The 24,629-nt window shown below is 33.6% G+C and carries 26 protein-coding genes; 4 read left to right on the forward strand and 22 right to left on the reverse strand.

The genetic code is table 11. The features are described 5' to 3' along the window. Positions 1 to 33 precede the first annotated feature (33 nt). Entirely contained in the window at positions 34 to 1,254 is a 1,221-nt protein-coding gene (gene hflX / locus ACFFGA_RS03310) for a GTPase HflX (RefSeq protein ID WP_386059603.1), read from the forward strand. Continuing rightward, positions 1,254 to 3,521, forward strand: coding sequence for a penicillin-binding protein 1A (locus tag ACFFGA_RS03315; RefSeq protein ID WP_386059606.1), 2,268 nt, complete (start codon positions 1,254 to 1,256; stop codon positions 3,519 to 3,521). The genes hflX and ACFFGA_RS03315 overlap by 1 nt, the downstream gene beginning before the upstream one ends. Before the next feature lie 59 nt (positions 3,522 to 3,580). Here ACFFGA_RS03315 and ACFFGA_RS03320 read toward each other — a convergent pair whose 3' ends face one another. The 14 genes from ACFFGA_RS03320 to ACFFGA_RS03385 form a co-directional block, all read right to left on the reverse strand. Then, entirely contained in the window at positions 3,581 to 4,492 is a 912-nt protein-coding gene (locus ACFFGA_RS03320) for a DUF3078 domain-containing protein (protein ID WP_386059609.1), read from the reverse strand. Between the two features lie 130 nt (positions 4,493 to 4,622). After that, a complete protein-coding gene (locus ACFFGA_RS03325; protein ID WP_386059612.1) occupies positions 4,623 to 5,129 on the reverse strand; it encodes a DUF2480 family protein in 507 nt (168 codons plus the stop codon). A gap of 18 nt (positions 5,130 to 5,147) precedes the next feature. Further along, positions 5,148 to 6,983, reverse strand: a complete 1,836-nt coding sequence (locus ACFFGA_RS03330; RefSeq protein ID WP_386059615.1) for an ABC transporter ATP-binding protein — start codon at positions 6,981 to 6,983, stop codon at positions 5,148 to 5,150. A 13-nt stretch (positions 6,984 to 6,996) separates the two neighbouring features. Then, complete coding sequence (locus tag ACFFGA_RS03335; RefSeq protein ID WP_155089054.1) at positions 6,997 to 7,323, reverse strand: DUF59 domain-containing protein; 327 nt, start codon at positions 7,321 to 7,323, stop codon at positions 6,997 to 6,999. Between the two features lies 1 nt (position 7,324). After that, positions 7,325 to 7,747, reverse strand: a complete 423-nt coding sequence (locus tag ACFFGA_RS03340) for a SufE family protein (RefSeq protein ID WP_386059618.1) — start codon at positions 7,745 to 7,747, stop codon at positions 7,325 to 7,327. Between the two features lie 33 nt (positions 7,748 to 7,780). Next, positions 7,781 to 8,623, reverse strand: a complete 843-nt coding sequence (locus ACFFGA_RS03345) for an META domain-containing protein (protein ID WP_386059621.1) — start codon at positions 8,621 to 8,623, stop codon at positions 7,781 to 7,783. A 46-nt stretch (positions 8,624 to 8,669) separates the two neighbouring features. Further along, positions 8,670 to 9,884, reverse strand: coding sequence for an aminotransferase class V-fold PLP-dependent enzyme (locus ACFFGA_RS03350; protein WP_386059624.1), 1,215 nt, complete (start codon positions 9,882 to 9,884; stop codon positions 8,670 to 8,672). Beyond that, positions 9,884 to 10,492, reverse strand: coding sequence for an outer membrane beta-barrel protein (locus ACFFGA_RS03355; RefSeq protein WP_386059627.1), 609 nt, complete (start codon positions 10,490 to 10,492; stop codon positions 9,884 to 9,886). The genes ACFFGA_RS03350 and ACFFGA_RS03355 overlap by 1 nt, the downstream gene beginning before the upstream one ends. 43 nt (positions 10,493 to 10,535) lie before the next feature. Then, the gene (gene sufD / locus ACFFGA_RS03360; protein WP_386059630.1) at positions 10,536 to 11,849 is read right to left on the reverse strand and encodes a Fe-S cluster assembly protein SufD; all 1,314 of its coding nucleotides are present in this window, start codon (positions 11,847 to 11,849) and stop codon (positions 10,536 to 10,538) included. Between the two features lie 76 nt (positions 11,850 to 11,925). Beyond that, positions 11,926 to 12,678 carry a Fe-S cluster assembly ATPase SufC gene (gene sufC / locus ACFFGA_RS03365; RefSeq protein WP_386059633.1) on the reverse strand — a complete coding sequence of 251 codons (753 nt, stop codon included), beginning with the start codon at positions 12,676 to 12,678 and terminating at the stop codon, positions 11,926 to 11,928. A gap of 4 nt (positions 12,679 to 12,682) precedes the next feature. Then, the gene (locus ACFFGA_RS03370; protein ID WP_386059635.1) at positions 12,683 to 13,090 is read right to left on the reverse strand and encodes a hypothetical protein; all 408 of its coding nucleotides are present in this window, start codon (positions 13,088 to 13,090) and stop codon (positions 12,683 to 12,685) included. A 10-nt stretch (positions 13,091 to 13,100) separates the two neighbouring features. After that, positions 13,101 to 14,549 (reverse strand): Fe-S cluster assembly protein SufB, encoded by a 1,449-nt coding sequence (gene sufB / locus ACFFGA_RS03375; RefSeq protein WP_386059638.1) that lies wholly within the window; start codon positions 14,547 to 14,549, stop codon positions 13,101 to 13,103. A gap of 52 nt (positions 14,550 to 14,601) precedes the next feature. Beyond that, the gene (locus ACFFGA_RS03380) at positions 14,602 to 14,931 is read right to left on the reverse strand and encodes a HesB/IscA family protein (protein ID WP_386059641.1); all 330 of its coding nucleotides are present in this window, start codon (positions 14,929 to 14,931) and stop codon (positions 14,602 to 14,604) included. 117 nt (positions 14,932 to 15,048) lie between these two features. After that, positions 15,049 to 15,810, reverse strand: coding sequence for a class I SAM-dependent methyltransferase (locus ACFFGA_RS03385; protein WP_386059643.1), 762 nt, complete (start codon positions 15,808 to 15,810; stop codon positions 15,049 to 15,051). A 54-nt stretch (positions 15,811 to 15,864) separates the two neighbouring features. On the opposite strand from ACFFGA_RS03385, the gene ACFFGA_RS03390 reads away from it, so the two are divergent. Next, positions 15,865 to 17,163, forward strand: a complete 1,299-nt coding sequence (locus tag ACFFGA_RS03390; protein WP_386059646.1) for a phenylacetate--CoA ligase family protein — start codon at positions 15,865 to 15,867, stop codon at positions 17,161 to 17,163. Between the two features lie 2 nt (positions 17,164 to 17,165). On the opposite strand, the gene ACFFGA_RS03395 is transcribed toward ACFFGA_RS03390, so the two are convergent. From ACFFGA_RS03395 to ACFFGA_RS03415, 5 genes are all read right to left on the reverse strand, one after another. Then, positions 17,166 to 17,399, reverse strand: coding sequence for a hypothetical protein (locus ACFFGA_RS03395; protein WP_386059649.1), 234 nt, complete (start codon positions 17,397 to 17,399; stop codon positions 17,166 to 17,168). A 142-nt stretch (positions 17,400 to 17,541) separates the two neighbouring features. Beyond that, positions 17,542 to 18,600 (reverse strand): cytochrome-c peroxidase, encoded by a 1,059-nt coding sequence (locus tag ACFFGA_RS03400; protein ID WP_386059651.1) that lies wholly within the window; start codon positions 18,598 to 18,600, stop codon positions 17,542 to 17,544. A 12-nt stretch (positions 18,601 to 18,612) separates the two neighbouring features. Continuing rightward, entirely contained in the window at positions 18,613 to 19,422 is an 810-nt protein-coding gene (locus ACFFGA_RS03405) for an MbnP family protein (protein ID WP_386059654.1), read from the reverse strand. A 2-nt stretch (positions 19,423 to 19,424) separates the two neighbouring features. Next, positions 19,425 to 20,795, reverse strand: coding sequence for a hypothetical protein (locus tag ACFFGA_RS03410; protein WP_386059657.1), 1,371 nt, complete (start codon positions 20,793 to 20,795; stop codon positions 19,425 to 19,427). Continuing rightward, entirely contained in the window at positions 20,761 to 21,999 is a 1,239-nt protein-coding gene (locus ACFFGA_RS03415; RefSeq protein ID WP_386059660.1) for a choice-of-anchor B family protein, read from the reverse strand. The genes ACFFGA_RS03410 and ACFFGA_RS03415 overlap by 35 nt, the downstream gene beginning before the upstream one ends. Positions 22,000 to 22,107: 108 nt before the next feature. Here ACFFGA_RS03415 and thiL point away from each other — a divergent pair, with 108 nt between their 5' ends. Beyond that, a complete protein-coding gene (gene thiL, locus ACFFGA_RS03420; protein WP_386059663.1) occupies positions 22,108 to 23,154 on the forward strand; it encodes a thiamine-phosphate kinase in 1,047 nt (348 codons plus the stop codon). On the opposite strand, the gene ACFFGA_RS03425 is transcribed toward thiL, so the two are convergent. From ACFFGA_RS03425 to ACFFGA_RS03430, 3 genes are all read right to left on the reverse strand, one after another. After that, on the reverse strand, positions 23,144 to 23,374 hold the full coding sequence (locus ACFFGA_RS03425) for a DUF1660 family phage protein (protein ID WP_386059666.1): 231 nt from the start codon (positions 23,372 to 23,374) through the stop codon (positions 23,144 to 23,146). The genes thiL and ACFFGA_RS03425 overlap by 11 nt on opposite strands. Before the next feature lie 83 nt (positions 23,375 to 23,457). After that, positions 23,458 to 23,718, reverse strand: coding sequence for a DUF1660 family phage protein (locus ACFFGA_RS16125; RefSeq protein ID WP_512701459.1), 261 nt, complete (start codon positions 23,716 to 23,718; stop codon positions 23,458 to 23,460). Between the two features lie 58 nt (positions 23,719 to 23,776). Next, on the reverse strand, positions 23,777 to 24,553 hold the full coding sequence (locus ACFFGA_RS03430; RefSeq protein WP_386059669.1) for an alpha/beta fold hydrolase: 777 nt from the start codon (positions 24,551 to 24,553) through the stop codon (positions 23,777 to 23,779). Positions 24,554 to 24,629 lie beyond the last annotated feature (76 nt).

Genomic DNA, 24,629 nt, shown 5'->3' on the forward strand with positions numbered 1-24,629 from the left:
TCCATTTGCTTAACTTTGTACTTTAATTAATTTATGATAGAGAAAAAAAATATAGAATTAGAAAAAGCTATACTCATTGGAGTTATAACTCAAGATCAAGATGAAGAACAGTCTAAAGAGTATTTAGATGAATTGGAATTTTTAACCTATACAGCCGGAGGAGAAGTTATAAAGCGATACACTCAAAAGATGACCATGCCAAACCCTAAAACTTTTATAGGTACGGGAAAGATGGAAGAGGTTAAGCAATTTGTTGAAGAAAATGACATAGGCACTGTAATTTTTGATGATGAATTATCTCCAGCACAAGAGCGTAATATTAGTAAAATACTTAACTGCAAAATTTTAGACCGAACCAACCTCATCCTCGATATTTTTGCGCAACGTGCGCAGACAAGCTATGCCAGAACCCAAGTAGAATTGGCACAATGCGAATATTTGTTGCCACGATTAAAAGGTATGTGGACTCACCTTGAAAGACAAAAAGGTGGTATTGGTATGCGTGGACCAGGTGAAACGGAAATAGAAACTGATAGACGTATTGTACGCGATAAAATAGCTTTATTAAAAGCAAAGATTAAAACCATCGATAAACAAATGGCTATACAGCGTGGCAATCGTGGCAAATTAGTGAGGGTGGCGCTTGTAGGTTATACCAATGTTGGTAAATCTACATTAATGAACGTTATTAGCAAAAGTGAAGTATTTGCAGAAAACAAATTGTTTGCTACGTTAGATACTACCGTTAGAAAAGTAGTAATTGGCAATTTGCCATTTTTGGTCAGTGATACCGTAGGGTTTATAAGAAAGTTGCCTACACAATTGGTAGAGTCTTTTAAGAGTACTTTGGATGAAGTTAGGGAAGCAGATTTGTTATTGCACGTGGTTGATATTTCACATTCAAATTTTGAAGAGCATATTGAGTCCGTCAATCAAATTTTAGATGAAATAGACAGTAAGGACAAACCAACTATTATGGTTTTTAATAAGATTGATGCTTACAAAGCGGTTCCTTATGATGAAGAGGACTTAATGATAGAACTCACCAAAGCGCACTACACGCTTAAGGAGTGGAAAAAAACATGGATGGCAAAACTTGGTGATAATGCACTTTTTATTTCTGCTATTAATAAAGAGAATATGGAAGAATTTAGAAAACGCGTATATAAAGAAGTACGACGCATCCACATTACACGTTTTCCATACAACAATTTCCTTTATCCAGACGTTGAAGATCCCAACCTCTCTATTTAATGAAAGTACTCTGGGAACGTTTCAAAATTTGGTTTGCTGCAAAATGGCAAAATAAATGGATTAAAGTTGTAACCATTGCTGTTTTAGCAGTTTTTGTTTTTCTACTTGGACTCTATATTAGTATTTATTTGGGTGTTTTTGGAAAAATTCCCACTCAGGAAGAACTCGGTTCCATAAAACAGGAAGAAGCTACCCAATTGTTGGATAGAAACGAAAAACTTATAGGTAAATATTACATCTACGATAGGCAACCTGTTGAGTTTGAAAACTTCCCAAAACATCTTATTGATGCGCTGATTGCAACAGAAGATGTTAGATTCTACGAACATGATGGTGTGGACAACATCAGCTTGATTCGTGTTTTTGTAAAAAATCTATTATTTGGTGATAAATCGGCTGGTGGAGGAAGTACAATTACCTTGCAATTGGCTAAAAATCTTTACGGTAGAAAGAATTATGCCATGTTCAGTATGCTTATTAATAAGTTTAAGGAATCCATCATTGCTAAACGTATTGAAACAGTATATTCAAAAGAAGAAATTTTAACACTATACTTAAATACAGTTCCTTTTTCAGATAATACCTATGGTATAGAAAGTGCTTCAAGAAAATTTTTCAATAAATCTGTAAATGAACTTTCTAAACTTGAGTCTGCGACGCTTGTTGGTACGCTTAAAGCTAATAATTATTTCAATCCGAGATTGCATTTAGAACGCAGTCAAAATAGACGAAATGTCGTTTTAGATCAAATGGTTAAGTATAATTATTTGGAAAGCGATAGTCTGGAGCTATTGAAAAAACAGCCCTTAGAATTAGACTATCGTTCGTTTAATCACGATTTAGGCACAGCACCATACTTCCGTGAAGCCGTTAAAAAACAACTGACCAAAATTCTGGATTCTATAGAAGACCAGAATGGTGAAAAATATAATCTTTACAAGGATGGACTGAAGGTTTACACCACTTTAGATTATAAAATGCAGGAGTATGCCGAAGCTGCTATGAAAGATCATCTTTCTCAACTACAGCTAGCTTTTGAAAAATCTTATGGTAGAAATGCTCCTTGGCAAACAAATGATAAACTATTGAAATCTGCTCTAAAAAATACAGTTCAATACAAATCATTAAAAGCGAAAGGACTAAGTGAAAAACAAATTGAAGATTCATTGAATGTAAAACGCAATGTTGAACTCTTCAGTTGGAAAGGCGATACGGTTCTAAATGTTTCAGCTATTGATAGTCTAAAACATTTTTTGAAATTTTTAAACACAGGAATGTTGTCCATAGACCCAAATGACGGAGCGGTTAGAGCTTATGTTGGTGGCATTGATTACCGCTATTTTAAATACGATCATGTATCACAAAGCAAGCGCCAAGTAGGTTCTACATTTAAACCCTTTGTTTATACAGCAGCCATTGAAGATGGTATGAAACCATGCGATTATTTTTCGCTCTCAAAAGTTACTTATACCAATTATGATGATTGGTCACCAAGCAATTCTAGTGACAAAGAGGAAGACCCTTACATCAATTACAATTTGGAAAAAGCCTTGAGCCAATCTGTAAATACTATTGCTGTAAAGGTTTTTGATAAAGTTGGTATCCCAAAAGTTATTGGGCAAGTTGAAAAACTTGGTATCACTGAAAAAATGCCAAAACAACCATCGTTAGCATTGGGTGTGGCGGAAATCAATTTAATGAATCTTACAGGAGCTTATGCGAGTTATGTAAACAACAGTAAACCGGTTGTTCCATTTTTTATCACAAAAATTGAAGATAAAAAAGGCAATATTATTTATGAATCTCAACCTGAAAATAAAAAGGAAAAAGCCTATTCAGATTATACCAGACAAGTAATGTTGCAATTTATGAAAGCAACAGTTAACAGTGGAACAGCTTCAAGATTGCGAAGCACTTACGGTCTTAATAATGCCATTGCAGGCAAAACCGGTACTACTCAAGATAATAAGGATGGTTGGTTTGTAGGTATTACACCGAAATTGGTTACAGTAACTTGGGTGGGTAATGATAACCATAGTATTGGTTTTAAAACTACAGGGTTAGGGCAAGGAGCAAATTCGGCATTACCACTATTTGCTAATTTTTATAAAAAAATGAATGGTGATAATGATTATAAAACTATAACTGGTGCTCAGTTTGAAAATCCATCAAAAGAAGTCCTTGACGACCTAGATTGCGAGCCAGAGAAACGCGATGGTTTATTTAAACGAATTTTTAAACGAAAGAATAAGAAAAAGAAATTTTAATAAAAAAACCTGTCACTTAATAAATGACAGGTTTTTTTTAGATACAATTCTATATATAATTAAAATTTGTAGCTTAAACCAATTGTGTAATAAGATTGTAACTTATTATCTGCATCAGCTAAATCGACACCTTGGAAATTAGCAGCTTCTTGTTTGTTGCTTCTTAATGCAAAATCAAAACCTACACCAATCATTTTCCATAATGTATAGCTAAAAGAATTTGTCCAAGTAAAGTTTGACAAATCTCCATCTTTATAACTTTGGAATGTTGAGAAGTTAGACTTAAAAGCAATTGCTCCAATTTGTCTTGTATAATCTGCAACAATTTTAGCACCTGCAGAAGAATCAAAAGCAGCATCGTTTTCAGCAAACACAAAGTTGTAGTTTAAAGGATGAATAACAACAAGTAAATTTTCAAGTGGAGTCCATGTAGCACCAACACCAACATCTAAAAATCCTGGATCATTAAAGTTGTCCAATAATGTTGTTCTATATTCCGCTAAACCAGAAATAGCCCACTTTTCACTTAATTTACGACCGTAAAGTGAAGAGATGTTAAATACATCTGTAGTTGGGTTAAAATCATCATCTGCATCTGTACCGTTGTCTTTGTCATCTAACTTTACCCAGTTTAAATTAGCAGTAAGTGCGTTTCTCCAGAAATATTTTTCTTCGAGTTTGTTTGCAAATGCGTTAGCAGTAATACCAATATTACCAGATACGTTATTGGGTGTACCTTGAGAATACCAATCGTTAAAGTTTGATAAACTTCCACCAATAGTACCAAAAGCACCAACTTTCCAGCCAGGTAGTGCATCTATTTGCGCTTGTATAGCATTTGCTTCTCCTTGAAATTTGTCAGCTTCTGCTTGTTTTTCAGCTTTTTGGGCTTCTAATTCTTCTTTAGTTTGAGAAAAACCAAAAGTAACCGCAAGCATTAAGATTGCTGATAAAAGTAATTTTTTGTTCATAATGAATTAAAATTTAGTATAAAATAGTTGTTATTAATTTGCAAATATAAGTGTTTATTGATTCTATTTAAACACTTACATTAATTGAAATCACTAGTGGTAAGACAATAAAATTATGAGAAAGTCACAATTATTTTCGTTTATATAAAGGGACAGAAGAACAAGCTTCTCCAAACATAACAGATTTAGCAACTGGTTTTAACCTTTGCGCCAATAATACCAAAGCATTTGCTGGCACTGGCTTATGAGAGCACCCTTTTATAATCACAGGTAAATTTTTATAGCTAGATATATCTAATTCTGAAATAATGGAAGTGTAAATAATAGATTCCAAGTGGTCCAAACTGCCAATTACAGTTAATTTTGAATAGGCTTCAAGCTCAATTGAAATTAGCATATAGGCCCAATCAGGTACTATGGCTTCGGTAGAGCAGTGCAAAGCCACATAACAATCTTGGTATTGTGACCAATCATACTCAGAAACATAAGCTCTAAAGTCTTTTTCTCTCAGCACTAAACCTTCCAGCAACCATTCTTTAATATCAAATAGAACACGCTTTCCTTCTGGATAAAAATCTTCAAGATCAATAACTTTAAGCTTGCTATTAGCTACTCTATTTATAATTTCTTCTGCCATAGTACAAAGATAATTGTTTTACTGATAGCCTTCTGCTTGCAGTGCAAACAATTCGGCATACAATGTCTGGTTTCTCATGAGTTCTTCATGGGTTCCAATTTCTAATACTTTGCCATGTTCTAAGACTAAAATCCTATCCGCTTGCCTTACTGTACTAAATCGGTGAGATATGATAATACTTGTTTTTCCTTCGGTTAAGCCTATGAAACGCCCAAAAACTTCACTTTCTGCTTTTGCATCGAGTGCTGATGTAGGTTCGTCAAGAATCATTACTTCGGCATTTTTCATATAAGCCCTTGCCAATGCTACTTTTTGCCACTGTCCGCCAGATAACTCTTGGCCGTTTACAAAACGCTTTCCTAATTGCTGATTGTATCCGTGTTTTAATTCGGCAACAACATCATTTGCCAAACTGAGTTCGGCTGCGTTTTCAATTTTATTTTGATTGTCGAGTTCATCGATGTTTCCGATGGCGATGTTTTCTCTAACAGTAAATTCGTATTTAAAGAAATCTTGAAAGATAACACCAAAAAATTCTTGATATTCCGCAATGTTAAAGCGATTAATATTAACTCCGTCTAATAAAATTTCACCAGAGGTGGGTTCGTAAAAACGTAATAAGAGCTTAATTAAAGTGGTTTTTCCTGCGCCATTTTGGCCTACAAAAGCTAATTTTTCTCCTGCTTGAAGCTGAAAACTTATGCCTTTTAATATTTCAACATCAGAATTTGGATAGGCAAAACGTACCTCTTTAAACTCAAAGCCTTTTTCTATCTTTTTAGGTAAAGGCATGTCTTCTTTGACTTTTGAAATGATTGAAATATCTATAAAATCAAAGTAATCTTTTAGGTATAAAGCACTTTCGGAAATACGCGTGAATTTTGAAAAGAAATCTTGAAGGTTTCGCATTAAACGGTTAAACGATCCTGATAAAAAAGTAAGTTCACCGAGTGTTATTGCTCCAGAAAGCACGCGGTAAATGATAAACACATAAGCGCCATAATAACTTAAAGATCCCAACACATTAAACAAAAATCCGAGTGCAGAACGTTTTATGGCTAGTGTTTTATTGAGTTGATAATATTCTTCTGAAAGGTTTTTAAAACGGTCAACCACAAAATCGGTTAGCCCAAAAAGCTTAATTTCCTTCGCTGTTTTATCATTTGCGCCAATAAAACGCAGATAGTCTAGTTCTCTACGTTCAGAGGTCCAGCTTCTTGCTAAGGAATATTGCTGTTGACTAAAACGCACTTCATTTATAAACGAAGGGATAATACTCAGTACAAGCAGAATAATTAGGTAAGGTTCAAAATAAATTAAACCAGCTACAAGTGTTGCAATGGAAATAGCACTTTGTGCCTGACCAAGGACGTTAGACATTAGCCCAACACGACCTGTAGTTTGGGTTCTGGCACGTTCTAGTTTGTCATAAAATTCAGAATCTTCTAATAAGCTAATATTAATTTGATTCGTTTTTTTAATGATAGTAACCGAAGTAGCTATGTTGTATTCATCACCTAATAAACCGTCGGTTAATGAAATGGCTCTGCTTATTAAATCGGAAAGAATTATTAGTCCAAACTCAATAGCTACATAAGTCCAAAGCGAGTAATAATCGGGATTGTCTAATGAAACTTGTAAAATTATTTCATCTATAATCAGTTTACCAACCCATAAAATAATTACAGGAAGTAAAGCTCCGATAAGTCTGCAAAATGCAGATAGTAAAAAAAGTTTTTTGTTAACCCTCCATATTTCTTTGAAGAAACGAGGGATGTAAACTAAAGCGTTAAAAGACGACTTTATGTTTGTTTTATTGTTGTCTTTTAGGGACGTAGGCTTTCGTCTTGGCATTTACAATAATTAGTTAAAGCATACCAAGTTCTAGCTTGGCTTCTTCGCTCATTAAATCTTGAGACCATGGTGGATCGAAAGTAATTTCCACCTCGGCATCTTTAACTTCGTTAATAGATTTTACTTTTTCTTCAACTTCTAATGGCAATGTTTCTGCAACAGGGCAGTTTGGTGTTGTTAATGTCATTAAGATTTTTACATCGTAGTCTTCATTAACAAAAACATCATAAATTAAACCTAACTCGTAAATGTCAACAGGAATTTCAGGATCGTAAATTGTTTTTAAAACTCTTACAATCTTATCTCCAAGTACATTTGTATCTATTGTTGTTTCGCTCATTTTAATTCAATTGTGTTTGGTATGCAATAGCATACATTTTTAATTGCTTTATCATACTTACTAAGCCATTGGCTCTTGTAGGTGATAAATGTTCTTTTAGCCCAATTTCATCAATAAAATCTGTATTGGCTTCAATAATGTCTTTTGGGTGTTGATTAGAAAAAACTCTAATTAATATCGCTATAATTCCTTTTGTAATAATAGCATCACTATCTGCTGTAAAGTTAACTTTGTTGTCAACCATATCAGCATGCACCCATACTTTACTTTGGCACCCTTTAATAATATTATCTTCGGTTTTGTATTGTTCTTCTATGAGCGGAAGTGTTTTCCCTAAATCAATCATATATTGGTAGCGTTCTTCCCAATCATCAAACATTGAAAACTCATCTACAATTTCATTTTGAATATCTTCAATTGTCATAGTCTATAACTTTGTTGCAAAATTACAAAATCACTATTGTTTGGTGGCATTTTCCTTAATAGATAACACTTTATTAACTAGTGCTTCTATTTCTTTAGGTGGATTGCCATGGTCAAAGGATGGTGTCATCATCTCTACATCACCTTTTATGACCGATAGTGTTGCATGTGCCGCACCATCATAAAGACGTTTGTCTGTAGGTGCTTTTAGTTTATCAAGGTTTTGAGTGTCTATAGAATCTAATAGGTTTATTAACGTTGCCCAGTCTTTTTCAGCCATAGGTAAACTATCAATTTTTTTTAAGTATTTATCTGTTGAAAGCTGCATTTCGGTTTGTGACAATAGAATATATTCAAAACTATTTCTTGACGATACTTTATAATTAATATAGGTCTTGTCATTAAAACCATTTGCGGCTTTATTTCCCATAATAATGGGTCTTGCTGAATTTTCAACGACAGATTTAGTTGCTTCAATTATAACTTTATCATCTGCCATAAGACTGAGTTTGTTGTCTTTTAAAGTGTATGTTTCTACTTTTATTAGGGTTTTGAAAAAATGATTTTCAGTAGAACCTATTTCTCCATGACATAATTTTTTTGATGCAGCAATAGGGCCAAAAGAGAGATTATCTCCTTCTAAGGTATATGTTCCAAAATATGTATTACAGCCACCAAAACCAGAGAACCTATTGGTTTCCTTATCAAATGTTATGGTAAGTTGAAATTGCTCTGCGTTTTTTTCACCTAATTGCATAACATCATAGCTTCCAGATTCTAAAGTTTGAAGACTTTTACTTTCAACAGACTCCTTTGCAGAGTCACACGTAGAAGGTGTCGTTACTAATAGTACAATTATGCTAAATATAAATTTCATAGAACAGGTTGTTTAATGTGTAAGTTACACATTTAATGCCAAAGTTTTAAGACAACATCATTATTGCCTTTTTTAAGGCAGAAATAAAGGTGTCAATCTCTTCTTTAGTATTATAGAACATGAAAGAAGCTCTTACTGTACCTGGAATTTTATAGTAATCCATAATGGGTTGCGCACAGTGGTGACCAGTGCGCACAGCTATTCCCATTTTGTCTAAAATAGTACCGATATCGTAGGGATGGATAGTGCCAACATTAAATGAAATAACGGAAGTTTTATTTTTGGCAGTTCCATAAATTTTCAAACTTTCAATTTGAAGTAGTTGTTTGGTAGCATACTCTAAAAGTTCATGTTCATATTCGGCAATAACATTAAAACCAATACGATTCATGTAATCTAAAGCAGCACCAAAAGCGATGCCTCCACAAATGTTTGGAGTACCAGCTTCAAACTTATGAGGTAAATCAGCATAAGTGGTTTTTTCAAAAGTAACCTCTGCAATCATTTCACCTCCTCCTTGATAAGGAGGTAATTTCTTTAGCCATTCTTCTTTACCATAAAGCATTCCAACTCCAGTGGGACCACACATTTTGTGCGCAGAACAGACATAAAAATCAACATCTAATTTTTGAACATCTGGTTTTATATGCGGACAAGATTGCGCACCATCAACTAAAACAGCGGCTCCAACCTTGTGCGCTTTTTCTATTATAGATTCAATAGGATTTATAGTACCTAAAGCATTAGAAATATGATTTACAAAAACCAGTTTTGTGTTTTTATTTAAAAGTGAATCAAATTCAGAAAGCATTAATTCACCGTTTTCATTCATTGGAATCACTTTCAGTATAGCACCTGTGCGTTCACAGAGCATTTGCCATGGTACTATATTGCTATGGTGTTCTAAAGCCGAAACAACGATTTCGTCTCCTTTTTTTAAAAGTGAAGAAAACCCATTAGCAACCAAATTGATACCATGCGTTGTACCAGACGTGAAAATAACTTCGTAAGAATGCTCAGCGTTAAAATGCTTTTGGATTTTTAGTCGTGCTTGCTCGTAGGCATCAGTCGCTTCTTGACTTAAGCTATGAACACCTCTATGGATATTGGCATTATAGTTACTGTAATAATCTACAATAACATCAATAACTTGCTGTGGTGTTTGTGAGGTTGCGGCATTATCAAAATAAATCAAAGGTTTTCCGTTAACCTTGCGGTTAAGGATAGGGAAATCTTTTCTTATTTCACTTACGTTTAACATTAGTTATTAATTATTGATTCAATATTAACTAAAATGTTAAGATAGCCGCCAAAAGTACTCGCTTTGTTGTTTTTTACATCAATAACGCTAGGTATGCCATAATCTAAGAGAAATTCAATATTAAAATGATTTAAAAAATCTGAACCAAAACCACCACTTAGGCCTATATTAGAATCTTTATAGAGGCCTGAAAAGTCTGTCTCATCAGATCTTTTCTTTGCTTCTGAAATGAAAGTTAATCTAGGACCTATAAGAAAATAGAGGCCTGTTCCATAAGACTCATTAACATCATATTTTAAAAGTAATTGAATATTGAATTTGTTCACGTTTATCTTACCTGTGAATTCAAAAGTATCACTATCGTCAGAGCTATAACCATTTTCTACAGACTTACCAAAGAAGGCATTGAGTTGTAAGCCAAAGCTTTCATTAATTTTTTTGCTACCGAAAATACCAATGTTAAAAGCTGTTAAACCACCTTTATTGCGTAAATCACCATCAATTGAAGTTTTATATAGGTTAGAACCCAATAAGGCTCCATAAGAAAAGTCTTGCGACTGAACCAATAATGAAATTAAAAGAAATGCTAGAAGAAATAATTTTTTCATATTAGTGATTGGTTTTGATTCTAAAATATCCTTTTAAATTTAATTACAAATCAAACCCAATATTAACACCAAGTTTATTAGCAATAATCTTAGTAATTCTACTCTTAATTTCAGGAATTTTCACTGAATCCAAAACATTATTACTAAACGCAAACATTAATAAAGCTCTCGCTTCTTTTTCTGGAATACCACGAGAACGTAAATAGAACATGGCACTTTCATCTAATTGCCCAATCGTACAACCGTGAGAACATTTTACATCATCGGCAAAAATTTCGAGTTGAGGTTTGGTGTTGATGCTTGCTTTATCACTTATTAGAATGTTGTTATTAGCTTGAAAAGCATTTGTTTTCTGTGCTTCCTTTTCTACAATAACCTTTCCGTTAAAAACACCTGTAGAGCTATCATCAAAAATACCTTTGTAATCTTGATGGCTTTCGCAATTAGGCTCAATATGATGCACTAATGTGTTATGATCGACGTGTTGTTTGTTTCCAATTATGGTGATGCCTTTCATGGTAGAATCAATACGCTCGCCATTTTGGTAAAAGTTCAGGTTGTTTCTTATAAGTTTACCACCAAATGAAAATGTGTGCACTTTTGCTAAACTTTCTTGTTTCTGATTTATGAATGTGTTGTCAATTAAAGACGCATTTTCATTATCATTCTGAATTTTGTAGTAATCTACAATAGCACGTTTGTTTGCAAAAATTTCTGTAACACTATTGGTTAAAACCGGATTATCGGTTAAACTCTGATGGCGTTCAATAATCTGCACATGAGAGTTCTCATCTACAACCACCAAATTTCTTGGTTGAAGCATTAAAGCGGCTTCATTACCTGTAGAAAAGTGAATGATTTGTATTGGCTTTTGTACCAATTTGTTTTTTGGAATATGGATATACGCACCTTCTGCAGAAAACGCAGTGTTTAAAGATGATAAACCATCTTTAGTAGCAATTTTATTGAAATAGTTTTCAATAATTAAGCGGTATTTAGGTTTGCTAAGTGCAGAAGACATTAGGCATACATCAATACCGTCATGTGTTGTTTGCGATAGATGAGATGCATATTTACCGTCGATGAAAATAATTTTATAGGCATCAATATCGTGAATGAAATATTTTTTTACATCCTTGAACTCTATTTCATTTTCATGTTTAGGGAAAACACTATAATCATGCTTTAAAACTGAATTTAGCGAGGTATATTTCCAAGCCTCTTCTTTTTTAGTTGGAAACCCTTTAGTTTCAAAAGTTTTTATAGCTTCAGTTCTAATATCATGTACTGATGAGTGCACATCTACTGTGTCCTCAAAAGCCATAAATGATGATACTAATTTTTCTTTTAATTCCATTTTAATCAGTTGTTAGTCGTAAGTTTTTAGTCGTTAGTTGCACATTGCAAACTGAGACTGAAAACTGTTTACTAATTTAAGCGTTCACTTCTTCCTTAATCCAATCGTAACCTTTAGCTTCTAACTCGTGTGCTAATGCTGCGGTTCCGGATTTTACAATTTTTCCGTTGTGCAAAACATGTACATAATCTGGTACTATATAGTCTAATAATCTTTGATAATGTGTAATCACTATAACAGCATTATCTTTAGACTTTAATTTGTTTACACCATTTGCCACAATTCTTAAGGCATCAATATCTAGTCCAGAATCCGTTTCATCAAGGATAGCTAATTTTGGTTCTAGCATAGCCATTTGAAAAATCTCGTTACGTTTCTTTTCACCTCCAGAAAACCCTTCGTTTAATGAACGTGATAAGAACTTACGGTCAATCTCTAACATTTCAGATTTTTCACGAATTAATTTCAGCATCTCGTTAGCAGGCATATCTTCTAGACCTTTTGCTTTACGAGTTTCGTTTATAGCTGTTTTCATAAAGTTAGTGACACTAACTCCAGGAATTTCTACAGGGTATTGAAATGATAAAAACACACCTTTATGAGCGCGTTCCTCCGCAGCTAATTCTTCAATATCTTCATCGTTGAGCAAAATATTGCCCTCAGTAACTTCATATTCTTCTTTACCAGCAATTACTGAAGCTAATGTACTTTTACCAGAACCATTTGGTCCCATTATAGCATGTACTTCGCCAGCTTTTACCTCAAGGTTAATGCCTTTTAAAATTGCTTTATCTTCTACGCTTGCGTGTAAGTTGTTTATCTTTAACATGGTCTTAGTTTGATAATTTTATAACGTCGTCTTTTTCTGGGTCAGGTGCTTCCACCTTCAATATATCTTTTATTTCTACTCTGTATTTCCAGCCTTCTTCTCCTTCTGGTTTTTCAAATTTTCTGACTCTAACAGTTACTGGAACCATATCTGTGTCTTCCTTTTTATGAGGTTTTACTTGCTCATCAAGTTTGTGCATGTTTTCATCTATAACAACTCCATAGATTTCGTTTGGTGTTTGTAAAACCGCTGCATCTGCATAATAAACAAACTCACCTTTCATTGTTATTAAACCATCGTTTGGGTTGTATGATTTTGCTCTGTTTTCTTCTAAGTCAACAACTTGTTTAGTTTCGTTTTTACAGCTTAATAAGCATATAAATACGGCTATTAATAGGCTAATTTTTTTCATTTTAACGAATTTATCCAACTGATCCTTCTAGGCTTATTTCTAATAATTTTTGAGCTTCAACTGCAAATTCCATAGGTAATTTATTTAACACCTCTTTGCTGAAACCATTCACTATTAAAGCAATAGCTTTTTCCGTGTCTATTCCACGTTGGTTACAATAAAAGATTTGATCTTCACCAATTTTACTAGTTGTAGCTTCGTGCTCTATTTGAGCTGTTTTGTTTTTGGCTTCAATATAAGGGAAGGTATGTGCGCCACACTCATTACCCATTAGTAAACTGTCGCATTGCGAAAAGTTACGCGCATTGTCTGCACGAGAACTTATCTGCACTAAACCTCTATAAGAATTTTGTGATTTACCAGCAGAAATACCTTTAGATATAATGGTTGATTTAGTGTTTTTACCTAAGTGAATCATTTTAGTACCAGTATCTGCTTGCTGATAATTATTAGTTACAGCAATTGAGTAAAATTCACCTACGGAATTATCGCCTTTTAATACACAAGACGGATATTTCCAAGTTACAGCAGAACCAGTTTCAACTTGAGTCCAAGAGATTTTTGCGTTTTTCTCACAAAGCCCTCTTTTAGTTACAAAATTGTAAACACCACCTTTACCTTCAGCATTACCAGGATACCAGTTTTGTACTGTAGAATATTTAATTTCAGCATCATCCATTGCAATTAACTCAACAACTGCTGCGTGCAATTGGTTTTCATCTCTACTAGGAGCTGTACAGCCTTCTAGGTAACTTACATAACTGCCTTCGTCGGCAATGACTAGAGTTCTTTCAAACTGTCCTGTACCTGCCTGGTTAATTCTAAAATAAGTTGAAAGTTCCATTGGACAGCGTACTCCTTTAGGAATGTAGCAGAAACTACCATCACTAAATACTGCCGAATTTAAGGCTGCGTAAAAATTGTCTTTTTGAGGCACTACAGTACCAATATATTTCTTTACTAATTCTGGATGTTCTTTTATGGCTTCAGAGATGCTCATAAAGATGATTCCTTTTTCAGCTAAAGTTTTTTTGAAAGTTGTAGCAACCGAAACCGAATCTACAACAACATCCATCGCTACACCAGCAAGTTTCTTTTGCTCATCTAAAGAAATGCCTAGTTTTTCAAAAGTAGCTAAGAGTTCAGGGTCAACTTCATCTAAACTATCATATTTAGGTTTGCTATTTGGTGCCGAATAATAAGAAATGGCTTGAAAATCTGGTTTTTTGTAATGCACATTTGCCCATTCTGGCTCTATCATTTCTTTCCACGACTTAAAAGCTTCAAGTCTCCATTCTGTCATCCATTCTGGCTCTTCTTTTTTCTTAGAAATGGCTCTTACAATATCTTCATTTAGACCAACAGGGAATGTTTCAGATTCTATATCTGTATAAAAACCGTACTCATATTCCTTGGTTTTTAATTCTTCTCTTAAGTCATCTTCTGTGTACTTACTCATATTCCGAGTTTAAAATTTTATAAGTCTTCCCTTGGGAAAAATTTTGATGGGTTTATAGCGAAAATGATTCACCGCAACCACAAGTTCTATTAGCATTTGGGTTATTAAACACAAAGCCCGTTCCATTTAATCCACCAGAATATTCTAAAGTAGTACCAATGAGGTATAGGAAACTTTTTTTATCAACGATAATCTTAACTCCGTTATCTTCAAAAACTTTGTCTCCCTCTAACTGTTCTTTGTCAAATTTTAAATCATAAGATAAGCCAGAGCACCCACCACTTTTAACACCAACTCTAATGTAGTCATTGTTAGGGTTGTAGCCGTCGTCAGTCATTAATTCAACGACTTTCTTTTTAGCTGTTTCAGAAACTTTTATCATATTCTTATGTAGATTTACTCTAAATAGAGTGCAAAGATACGATATATGTCTCTTTAAACCATACAACCTAACATTATATTAGGATATAGGTTTATAGAATTTATGAATTTAGTTTTCTTATGTTACCTTGGTATAGACTTCATAGTTTAAAGCCCACTGAATAGTATATTGACCTGTATCTATTTTCTTGAAGTTTAGTGTTTTTGTTATTTCTTTTTTGATAGCTGTATAGTCCGCCTTATCTATACCAAACATTAGCTTTAAATATTTTATTGAAGTGTCTTTGGATTCTGATAAAATCCAAGGAAATTCAATAAATTTAGATGGAGATGATTTAAGGGATTCTGTTTCATAAGTTTTAGAAAATGCGTCATCCATAAAAATCCCTTTATGGCCTAAGGAATTGTTTTTGTCCACAAAAGTGTTTAAGAAATAGTCTACTTGTGTACCCTCTTTGACATCAGCTATTACTAGCTTGCCCTTATTTTTGAGTACGCGAGAGGCTTCGTTCATAAATTTTTTTCGGTCAGATTCTACAACGTGATGAAAAGCAGCACACGTAAAAATTACATCTACGGAATTATCGCCTAAAGGTAATGAAGACCAACTACAAACTATGGAATTACCCAGTTTTGCAAAGACTTCAGAGGTTTCTAGCGGAAAAAGTTTAACCTTCGTTTTTATATATCTAGCCAAGTAATTGCCACCCGAAGGAATATCTACAACAGTCATGTTATCTTTTAAAACAACTTGACTTAAAAGATTATTAAACTCTAAATCTCTAGCAGATGGTATAAGTTGCATTGCTGCGTGATAATCATCACCACGTTGGTTAAAAATTGCAGCGTAGTCTATGTTTTCGTCATCAAATAAGTTCATGCCTTAAAATTAGCTAAAAATGTAGTAATTTTAACAATAAGCAAGAAAACCTTTATGGCTGTTTTAGAACACATTAGATATTATATTTTTTGGTTTTTAGATTTTTTTAAAAAGTACCCTATTAGAAAACATTATAATGAGATTAAGTTTATAAATGAAAATCCGACGCACCAGAACACCAAAATTTTACAGCAAAAAAATCTTCAGAATTTAATAGAGCATGCTTGTAAAACCACACCATTTTATGCTAATATAAAAGGTGAGGATTTGATGAATTTTCCAATCATTAACAAAAATTTGATTTTAAATAATTTCGATGATTTTATGTCGAAAAACTTCGAAATTAAGCATCTCATTAAACACACTACTAGTGGCTCTACTGGTGTTCCTTTTGAAATTTACAAGGATAAAAATAAAGTAAGTAGAAACTCTGCGGATGTTATTTATTTTTCTGAATTAGCTGATTATAAGTTGGGTAATCAATTGATTTACATAAGGCTGTGGGTGAAAAAGTTTATGAAACATAAATTTCTGTTATTTTTTCAGAATGTTATTCCTCATAATATTTTAGAAAATTCAAGAATTGAAATTATTAGATTTTTGGATATGCTTAGAAATAGAGCATCTAAAAAAGTCTTATTAGTTTATCCCTCTTACTTAGAAGAGGTTTGTAGAGTTTTAGATACCACTGAAAATGTCAATCTTAATTTTAATGTGAAATCCATTATTACTACTTCTGAGAAACTAAATAAATATGAAAAAGAGCGTGCCCAGCATTTTTTTAAATGCCCAATTTATGAGCGATACTCTAACATGGAAAATGGCATACTAGCACAAAATACTAATAATACAAAAGAAGGATATAAGATTAATCACGCAAGTTATTTTGTTGAAGTATTGGATGTCAATACAAACAATCATGTGCAAAATGGTGAAATAGGAAAAATTGTGATTACAGACTTGTTTAATTATGCAACTCCAATGATTAGATACGATACAGGTGATCTTGGGAGGTATGATAAGGAAGAAAACAGACATGCATTTTTTTCAGAAATTTTTGGGCGGAGAATGGATGCTGTGTATAATACAAAAGGGGCTTTTGTATCACCTCATATTTTTTACAAGATTTCTCATTTTTCTAAACTGAAACAATTCCAATTTATACAAAACAGTAAATCTGAATATACCTTTAAATTAAATGCGAACAAAAAAAACACCGATGAACAAGCTATTATAAATCACTTTCAGCCTTTTTTAGGGGAGGATGCTAAATTCAATTTTGTGTATGTTAACGAAATTGCACTATTAGATTCCGGAAAATTTAAGAAGGTGGTAAATTTAATGTCTCATTAAATTCAAAGATTAATACTCAAGGCTCTTAATTTTAAATGGTATAATTTCCTGAGTGTCGTTTGCATATGTTTGTTGGTTAGAGTTTCCTCTCTAAAATTGCCTTGTGCATCAGTAGTTGCTACATGATTACAATGACAACAAGTTAACTCTACTGTATGGTCAGAATTAGTTTTTGATTTCACAAAATTATGACCAAATACGGCACAGGGCAATGCATTGTTAAAAGTAGGTTTCATAAATATCAGTAGTTTGGGATATTCAATATATACAAAACCATTAAAATTGACGTTTATACGACACATTTTTTGATTAAGTGTAATAATTTGAAAGAAAAATCTTTCTTTTTGTGCTTTTTATCGATTTTTTGAAAATAGAATTTTAATTCTGAAACTGAGGATTATTAATGAAAGAAGGGTCAGAGAGTGATAGTAAAAAGGCTTTTAAATCTGCCTTTTCTTGAGCAGTTAGTTGTACTCCACCTTGATTTACTTTTTTCATTAAAGGATCGATGGTTGATGAATTTTGTAAGCCTTCGCTATAATGATTTATAACGTCATCTAAGGTTGCAAATCTCCCATCGTGCATATATGGAGCTGTGTAAGCTAGATTTCGTAAAGATGGAGTTCGAAATTTACCGTTATCATTCGGGTCTCCTGTAACAACTCCTAAGCCTAAATCAAAAAAATCACTGTCTAAGCCATTATTATGAAAATCATTATCTGTCCATAAAGGGTTGTTTGGATTACCATGGCAATGAAAACAATCTCCTTTATCCTCTCTCATAAAAATATCAAGGCCATTCAATTCTTGTTGGGTTAGTGTAGCTTGTCCTAAGGAGTACCTGTCAAATTTAGAATTGGCAGAAATTAAAGTGCGCTCAAATTGGGCAATAGCTTTGGTTGTTAATTCTTTGGTTATAGTAGAAGAGTTAAATGCTAACTGAAATAATTCAGGATACTCTGGATGAGCTTCTAAACGTGCAATGACATCATCCCAATTGGTATGTAGTTCAATGGGATTTGTAACAGGTCCTTCTATTTGTCTTTCTAAGCTTAGTTCTCTTCCGTTCCAAGTGAAACGTTCATTATAATTCCAAGCTAAATTGAATAGTGGCATAGAATTCCGAAAGCCAGGAACACCATCTACACCAATGCTGGTTGGAACATTGTCTGAAAATGCATTTTGTGGCGAATGACATGATACACAGGATTGTGAACCATCAGATGAAAGAATGCCATCAAAAAAAAGTTTTTTCCCTAGGGCTACACCTTCAACGGTCTGTGGATTGTCATTTGGAATTATAGGAGCAATAATGTTATTAGAAAAAATATCAGGGACCTCTAATGGCATTGGAGTAGGCTGATAACCAGAATCATCACTAGCACAACTTAGATAAAGTGCTGTGATAACGATTAAATATAGTGCTCTGGTTTTCATAATGCTCTTAGGTTATTGCGTTACTTCTCCTAAAGTAAATACCGTTTGCCCATTGTCATACATCATTATTTGAGCTGCGGAATTAGGCATTAACATTTGGTTTAAAACATTTAAATCCCAAGAATTAGGGTTCTTAAACCACTCTGCTAAATTAGCTTTCACTTCTATTTCAACATCATTAGCAATGGTTAAAGCACCTAAATTTACAGTAAAAAATGTGTCTTGAGGAAATGTAGGATTCATTCCTGGATTATCAACGGCTCTTATGGCATGGTAGTTAAAGCTTTGCTCATTAGAATTTGCGTCTAAATATTTGCCATCAAATTGCATATAATGATAACCACCACCCATCATTTCAGGAACATTAAAAGAGGCAGTATTTAAGTCTAAATAATTTTCAGCATTATCTTCGTTATCAAAACCAAAGGTGAAAGACACATTAGTGTAACTACCTGTTGGTATTTGACTGTTTAATGTAAAACTTAATCCGTCGGAGTTAGTAACATCTACAAGATTGTAATTATCGAGTTCAATGATTTCGTTATTTGTTGTCGTCAAAGTAATATCAGAAATAAGATAACGTAATCGCTCAATACTTAGCGTTTCGCCATTTTCATTTATAAACTGTATAATATTAAAATCTGCGTTTGTGACGGATTGACCATCCCAGTTATGTGTAAATTTAAAAGTAACTGTTGCATTTGGCTCAATATTATCATCATTGTCTTCGCTGCAGGATGTAAAATTCAAGATTGTAACAATGAAGAGCATAACAACATTGCCTACTATAATTCTATTGTGTTTTTGAATGTTTAATTTCATGTTTAATCGATTTTCACAATTAGTACATCTGTAAAACCTTTATTTTCAATAATGTCTCCATCACTACTAGTGCTATCTCCAACGGCTATAATGGAACCATCATTTAGTTCGGCAACTCCATAAGAAAAGTCAATATTTGAGCCTCCGATTGTGGTTTCCCAAATTAAATTTCCTGATGTGTCCACTTTAAGTATCCAAGCATCATTCTGACCTTTATTTTCATCCACATCAATATCATTACTGCGAGAACTTCCTGATAGTATAAAACCACTATTTTGTGATTTTACCATGGCACGAGATACATCAAAGTTAGTTCCACCAATAGTTTTTTCCCACAACAGATTTCCGTTAGGTGTAATTTTTATTAACCATAAATCGGCAGCACCTTTGTTGGAAGTAACATTAATATCATTGCTTCTGGTATCTCCAGCAATTAAGTAATTACCATCTTCAGTTTTTACAATTGCTCTAGCTTCATCAATTTGGCTACCACCAAAGGATTTTTCCCAAACCAAATCACCTGTTGTGGAAATTCTAATCACCCAAAAATCATAAGTGCCAATGTTTGCAGAAATATCGGTATCATCACTATCAGAACTGCCCACTATTATAAAACCATTATCTTCGGTTTCTACAATACCATTAGGTGTGTCCGTGAAGTTTCCACCAAAATACCTGCTCCACATTAACTCACCTGAAGGATTTAACTTTATAGCCCAATAATTTCCACCTGCGTGTCTGTTGGCCGTTCTAGAAGAATTGCCTTCTCCACCAGATGCTGTAACGTCCAGAATACCAGTTATTAAATAGCCTTGGTCGTTAGTTTGGATAACGGAAATTCCAGAGTCTGCTCCTTGATAACCAAACGATTTTTGCCATAAAATATTGCCATTAGTATTTAGCTTTGCTAGCCAAAAATCTTGTAATCCTGCATTGTTGAAAACATCACCATCATCACTAAAACTGTATCCTAAAATTGCATAGCCACCATCTAAGGTTTGTATAATGCTACTGCCTCTATCATCAGCAGATCCACCATAAGTTTTTTGCCACTGAAGTTCGTCTAAGGCATTAAATTTAAGGAGCCAATAATCAAAGCTTTCATCTTGTTTATCTGTAATGTCACCATCATTACTTTGAGTGAATCCTAAAATAGCATAACCACCATCTAATGTTGCAACAATAGATTGACCACTGTCATTTTTTTCACCTCCAAAGGTTTTAACAAAATTGACTACTCTTTGTTGAGAGCCACTAGATGAATCGTCTTTATTGCAGCTGAAAAAAAGAGTTGCAAAAAAAACACAACATAGATATTGAAAACTCAATAAACGCATATTATTCTGAAGGTCTAATAATATATAAACCACCATCTATATCACTAACTACGATATTTCCACTTTGAAAAAATGGGTAGATGTTCCAAGCTCCATTAAAAGCAGTATTGTCATTAGGTATATACGTGTCTATAAACCTAGATTCTGTCATTATACCAGCATCAATATTACTGATGTCAATGGCTCTTACTCCTGCAGTATAATTTGCAACATAAAACGTGTTGCCAACAACATAGCCGTTATGGTCAATGGCAGCTGTAGGGCCAAGATATTCCATGTGAAATACTGGGTTATCTAAATCGCTAAAGTCGAAAACTATAGTTCTGGAGTTAATACCAAAGTTTATTTCATCAACCTCGTCACCTAGTAAAAAGTATTCCATGTTTTCTGTAAACCACCCTTGGTGCGTATAGCCTATGTTGTTGTAGTTAATAGTTGAAATTTGAACAGGGTTATTCTTATCTGTGACATCTACAATAACCACTTCGTTTTCATTACTTCCTATCAGGATTTCCTTTCCAGTGTGGTCTGCATCAGGACCGTTATAAGTTACAACCTGAGCATCGTGTGAGTAGGCATCATCAGCATAGCCTCCGGCAGCAGTTGGCGACGTAGGATTTTGGATATTTACAAAATGAGGTCCTCCACTATATGTTGTAGTTCCCACAGCATAAGCAAATCCGCTATCTTCATTGATTACAATATTATGAGCACTACCAAACTCTGTGTAGGTGACATCTGCAGTAAAAGTTTCAGGAGGGTTTTCTACGTTTCTTAAACGTGTTAAATCAAAAACCTGCATGCCATGACCATTAGCTTCGCTTACAACAAATGCATGATTATTGTAAACTTTAATATCGCGCCAAGGGCTATTTGTTGTAGCTGTTGGTAATCTTCCTAAAAAAATAGGATTAGAAGCATCAGACATATCCACAAAAGCAGCACTTGTTGAAGTCCCTATCAGTGCATATTCTTTTCCTGTTTCAGGATCTGTCCAGCCCCAGGAATCATTCCCTACGGCACCTTCTCCTCCAAGTTCTTCAATTGAGATGTGGCTCATTAAGTCAAAACCATCACAAGGATGTCCGTTTGCAAAACCATTTTCGCAGGGAAAAGAAGAGTTATTAGAGTTGTTTTGGTTATTGTCGTCATTTGCGCAACAGCTCAGTAGTAGCGCTGTAACAAGCACTAAACACTTACAGGTAGTTAAACGTGCGTAGATGAGGTCTTTAAATTTCATATTCTTTTTTTTAGCAATTTACAGTAAAAATAATTTATGTAATAAAATGCTGCTTAAATAATGCTGTTAATACTACACTATTTTGAAAAAGGGTAATATTTTTGCATTATGATAGAAGATAAAAACCCAAAGCGTACTCCGCTAAGTGAATTAGGAGAGTTTAAACTCATTGAACATTTAACTGAGCATTTTGAGATTACTCAGAAATCTACCGTAAAAGGGATAGGAGATGATGCTGCAGTTTTGAATTTTGATAAAAAACAAATCGTTGTTACTACCGATTTATTGGTAGAAGGTGTACATTTTGATTTAAGCTACATGCCTTTGAAGCATTTAGGCTATAAGTCCATAATGGTAAACCTATCTGATGTGTATGCCATGAACGCTAAAGCAACACAAGTTACGGTTTCCCTTGCGGTTTCTAATCGATTTCCTTTAGAGGCATTAGAAGAATTATATGCTGGTATTACAACAGCTGCAAAACATTATAATATAGATGTAGTGGGTGGAGATACTACATCTTCAAACTCTGGCTTGATTATTTCTGTAACAGCTATTGGTGAAGTTAAAAAAGAGGATGCTGTTTTAAGGTCCGGAGCACAACCCAATGACTTAGTGGTAGTTTCAGGAGATTTAGGTGGCGCATATATGGGCTTACAAGTTTTAGAGCGCGAAAAGGAAGTCTTTAAAGTCAACCCAAATTCGCAACCAGATTTAACGATGTACTCATACATTATAGAGCGTCAGTTAAAGCCAGAAGCGCGTAAGGATATTATAGAGTTATTGGAAAAATTACAAGTAAAACCAACTAGTATGATTGATATAAGTGATGGTTTATCTTCTGAAGTCATTCATCTTTGTAAACAAAGCAAGGTTGGTGTTGATATTTATGAAAACAAAATTCCGTTAGATCCTCAAGTAATTACAACTTGTGAGGAATTCAATATAGATAGTACAACAATTGCTTTAAATGGAGGTGAAGATTATGAATTGCTCATGACAATTTCGCAAAATGATTATGAGAAAATTAAAGGTAATCCTAACTTAACTGTAATAGGTTACATTACAGAAGCAGAAAGAGGCATGCATTTAGTAACGCGTGCAGAAGAAAAAATTCCGATAATTGCTAAAGGCTGGAACGCTCTTAAAGATTAGTCATTAAGAGTTTTTGACTTTTTTCTAAGCGTTTATTGTGAATTCTGTTTAATACAGAATTAATTTCTTTAAATTTTGGAGTCAATGGAATAAATTTTCCATTACCGTCAATGGTCATTTCAGATTTGCAGTGTTTGCATTTGTACTCTTTAACATGATATGTTACAACTTTTGAAATTTTGTAATCATGTCCAAATAGCGAGCAGTAAACATTTTTCATTTAGCTTAGTAGTCTTGTTTAGAGATTATTCAGTTGGGAGAACTAAATATAGGAAAAACTACTTATTAACAGCTTATTAACAATCAATAAATCGACGAACTGATTGTTTTTTGCTTCAAACGCATCATGCGATTATTATAAATACGCTCTAAGGCTAAGTTTATTTCTTGATATTTTGGAGTTAACTCAGTGAGTTTACCATTACTATTTGTAGTCAATTGTTTTTTGCAACATTTACATGTATATTCCTTTACATGATTCGTTACTTTTTTAGTCATTTTGTAATTGTGACCAAAGAAATCACAATACAATTTAGTAGGCGTTAGAGAAGTATTTTTTTTCATATCGTTTAATTGGGACTATAAACTTAGAAAAAAAAGCCACATAAAACGTTTAAGGGAATTATTTTTCGATAAACTGTTTTAAAAAGTAAGATAATTCTGATTTATTTTCAATATGACTCATATGGCCTTCGGAAAATTCAACATATTCTATTGTTGTGTCTTTAATTTTACCAATGAGTTTTTCAGCATTAATGACGGAGTCTTTTTTTCCAATTATAATAAGCTTTTTACCTTTTAGATTTTTAAAAACCTCAAATCTATTTGGTCTCAATTTCATGCCTTCTTGGGCAGCAATGTAGCCTTGTGGTGGAGTTTGAAGGGCTAAATCCAATGCTTCATCAAATTCAGCTTTAAATTTTTCCTTGCTCTCAGGAGCAAATAGGTTTGCAAAAGACATTCTAACCAAATTCTCAAAATTGGTCTGAACCATTTTATTGGCACGTGTTCTTAAAAGCTTTCGTTCTTTATCATCAGCCTCAAAAGTTGAATTCATTAAACACAAGCCATCAAAAAAATGCGGTTGCTTTTCAGCTAAAGCTAAAGCCACATAACCTCCCATAGAATGGCCAATAAGCTTTGCTTTTTTAATGTTGAGGTGCTTTAAAACTGCAAAAACAGCTTCTGCCATAGCTTCCATAGTATGAATATAACCTATGCAACCTGTCTTTCCATGACCTAATAAATCTATAGCAATAACACAATGATTATCTGCGAATTGAGGTATTACATGTCTCCACATTTCTTTGCTTTCAAGAAACCCATGGAGTAAAACAATTGCAGAGCCACTTCCGTTTACTGTATATTCAATAGTACTGTTTTTGTAATCTAATGTCATAGTTACAAAGATATATTTTAAGGGAGTTTTATACCACGAATCATCACTAACATTTTAGTATATTTGACTTCATTCA

Origin of the sequence: Winogradskyella pulchriflava, assembly GCF_042434315.1 — a bacterium.
Lineage (GTDB): Bacteria > Bacteroidota > Bacteroidia > Flavobacteriales > Flavobacteriaceae > Winogradskyella > Winogradskyella pulchriflava.